The organism is Pseudomonas sp. 05N434 (genome assembly GCF_056396965.1).
Genome location: NZ_JBFTMK010000582.1, coordinates 1 through 3071 on the forward strand (window position 1 = coordinate 1; position 3071 = coordinate 3071).

At 57.3% G+C, this 3071-nt stretch carries 4 protein-coding genes; all 4 read right to left on the bottom strand.

Annotated elements, in window-relative coordinates; all coding sequences use genetic code 11:
* Positions 1 to 751: tol-pal system protein YbgF (gene ybgF, locus AC1DLB_RS26215; RefSeq protein ID WP_477785931.1), on the bottom strand; the 751-nt coding region annotated here is incomplete at its 3' end.
* A gap of 6 nt (positions 752 to 757) precedes the next feature.
* Positions 758 to 1255, bottom strand: a complete 498-nt coding sequence (gene pal, locus AC1DLB_RS26220; RefSeq protein ID WP_003178634.1) for a peptidoglycan-associated lipoprotein Pal — start codon at positions 1253 to 1255, stop codon at positions 758 to 760.
* 52 nt (positions 1256 to 1307) lie between these two features.
* Positions 1308 to 2576 (bottom strand): Tol-Pal system beta propeller repeat protein TolB, encoded by a 1269-nt coding sequence (tolB, locus tag AC1DLB_RS26225; RefSeq protein ID WP_018926495.1) that lies wholly within the window; start codon positions 2574 to 2576, stop codon positions 1308 to 1310.
* A gap of 29 nt (positions 2577 to 2605) precedes the next feature.
* The coding region (gene tolA / locus AC1DLB_RS26230) for a cell envelope integrity protein TolA (RefSeq protein WP_477785932.1) at positions 2606 to 3071 on the bottom strand (466 nt) is incomplete at its 5' end.

Consider the following 3071-nt stretch of genomic DNA (forward strand, 5'->3'; position numbering starts at 1 on the left):
GGTCGGTATGACCGAGACGACGCTCTACATCAGCGAGCTTGTACAGCGAATCAGGCACTTTGGGGTGCTTGGGGTACAACTGCGAAACCTTGGCAAATGCCTGACCCGCACCTTGCAGATCGCCTTTGGCCAGGTTCACTTCCCCCAACCAGTACTGGGCATTGCCCGCGTATTGGCTGTTCGGGTATTTGCGCAGGAATGCGGCGAAAGCCTGGCTGGCCTTGTCGAAATCCTTGGCTTTGATCAGGTCGAAGGCTGCATCGTAATACAGTTTTTCCTTCGCCGGGTCAGCCGGTTCGCCACCCGCGGCCGGGGCTTGAGCGGCAGCCGCTCCCGCACCTGCGCCGGCTGCTGCACCGGGGGCATTCAAATTGCCACCGGCGGAAGAATTATCAGGAGTCGCGGCTGGTGCAACGCCGGTTCCTATGCGCCGATCAAGATCCTGATATCGCTCCAGGTTCTCTTGCTTCATGCGCGCTACATCATTTTGCAGAACTTCAATGATGCCTTGTTGGCGCGAGATCTGCTCCTGCATCGATTGCAGTTGGTTGAACAGCTCGCCCTGTGCCGAGACAGGGGCCGAAACCCCTCCCCCGGCATAGGCGCCGTTCGTACCGTAACCTGCAGGCGGATAACTGCTCCCGCTATTGTTATAGCCGGAGTTGTCCTCGACCACAGGAACCGCAGCCCACACCGCAAGCGGTGCGAGACTGAGAGCCAAAATAGTTACAGCACGACGGCACGTTCGCATGACGAATTACTTACGCAGTTCGACGCGACGGTTTTGAGCCCAGGACTGCTCGTCGTTGCCGGTAGCAACTGGACGCTCTTCGCCGTAGGAAACCAGTTCCAGCTGAGCTGGGGAAACACCTTGCAGTACCAGGTAGCGCTGAACGGCTTTCGCACGACGCTCGCCCAGTGCCATGTTGTACTCACGAGTACCACGTTCGTCGGTGTTGCCTTCCAGAACAACGCGAGCGCCGTTTGCTTTCAGGTCTTTGGCGTGAACGTCCAGAGCGCGCATGGCTTCTGGCTTCAGGTCCGAGCTGTCGTATTCGAAGTAGAAGGTGGTGATTGCGCGCAGAGCAGCTTCTTCGCTCAGGGAGCCGTCAACTGCACCAGTGTTAGCGCCGTAACCAGCGTTTGGATCTACAGCGCCTTCACCGGCGTTGTCGCCGCCTTTGGACGAGCAACCTACAGCTACAGCCATGGCCAGAGCCAGCGCAGCAAATTTACCAAACTTCAGCATTTCCATCGTGAAACTCCTAATGAACCCCAGTGTGTTAAGTAAAACGTATAGCGCCGCGTCAGTTCAGGTAAGGGGACCAGGACGGTTCTCTGACTTCGCCTTGTGCGGTAGGAAGCGGGAGCCTCACGCGTCCATTAATGGACACGAGCATCAAGACTCCCCGGCCCTGCTGGCGGGTGGCGTAGATTACCATRGTGCCGTTGGGCGCAACAGTAGGAGACTCGTCCAGAGTGCTATCAGTGAGGATCTTTACACTACCGCGCTGCAAATCCTGGGCCGCCACCTTGAAGTTGGTGAAACCGTCCTGGCGGTGAATCATTACCAGGGTCTTTTCATCGGCCGACAGTTTAGGGTTGGCATTGTAGTTACCGATGAAGGTCACACGCTCCGCACCACCACCGCCTGCGCTGGTTTTATAGATCTGAGGCTTGCCGCCACGGTCAGAGGTGAAGTAGATGGTCGAACCATCCTTACCCCAGAACGGTTCGGTATTGATGCCAGGACCATTGGTGACACGGGTGATCTGACGCGACCCCAGGTTCATCACGTAGATGTCCGGGTTACCGTCTTTCGACAACACGAATGCCAGGCGATTGCCATCCGGCGACCAGGCTGGCGCGCCATTCAGGCCTTCGAAGTTGGTGATCTGCTCACGGCGACCGGTGTCGATGTTCTGCATGAAAATGCGTGGACGCTTCTGCTCGAACGACACGTAGGCAATGCGCTTGCCATCCGGTGCGAAACGCGGCGACAGGATTGGCTCGCGCGATTGCAGCAGCGTCACGGCACGGGCACCGTCGTAGTCCGAACGTTGCAGTGTGTAGCGAGTGTTCTTCTCAGAGAAACGCTCGGCCGTCACGTACAGCAGACGCGTCGAGAACGCACCTTTGATACCAGTGAGTTTTTCGAACGACTGGTCGGAGATGTAGTGCGCCATGTCGCGCAGTTGATCGACGCCGCCCGACACGCTGCCGGTCAGCACTTGCTGCTCGGTGGCGACGTTGAACAGTGCGTACTGCACCTGCAGGCGACCGCCCGCCGGAACAATGCTGCCGACCATGACGTACTGGGCACCCACCGCCTTGAAGTCACGGTAGATGATTTCGCTGGCCTGGCTTGGCTGGCTGATCATGTTCTGCTTTGGAATCGGCGCGTAGTAACCCGAATTGCGCAGGTCGTTACCGATAATCTCAGCCATGTCGTCCGGCAGCACGCTACCGCCCTGGAAGCCGAAAGGCACAACGGCAATTGGAGTTGCCTGGGAGCTGCCACTGCTGACCAGGATATTTTTTTCATCTGCCGTGGCCAGTCCTGCAAAGCAGAACATGACTACAAGCAGTCCTCGAAGAAGGTTTCTCACAAGGCTAGATCCTCAGGTGTGAATGTCATCTTGAATGAACGATAGGGTGCGAAATCAGCTGGCTTCAGACCCTGCATTTCGGTCAATCGACCAATATTTTTTACAGCCGCGACTGCAGAACTGTCGAACGGCGCGTCACCGCTGGAATGAGCAACCGAAACACCGGAGATCGTTCCGTCAGGGAGCATGTTGATTTGCAGAATCACCTTCATGCCCTTGCGGGCCGACGGTGGCTGCGCCCAACCTTCAGATGCTCGCGAACGAATCAGATCATCAAAGTTGCCCGCGGTTTCATCGCCTTGCTCATCCGCCAAAGCCTGCTGACGCTCGGTCTTATCGGACAGCAAGTCAGCCAGAGCCTGAGCCTTCTTGTCCTCTACCGATTTGCGAGCCGCATCCTGCGCTTTCTTCTTCGCGGCATCGGCAGTCGCTTTCTTCTTCGCGTCTTCGGCGATTTTCTTC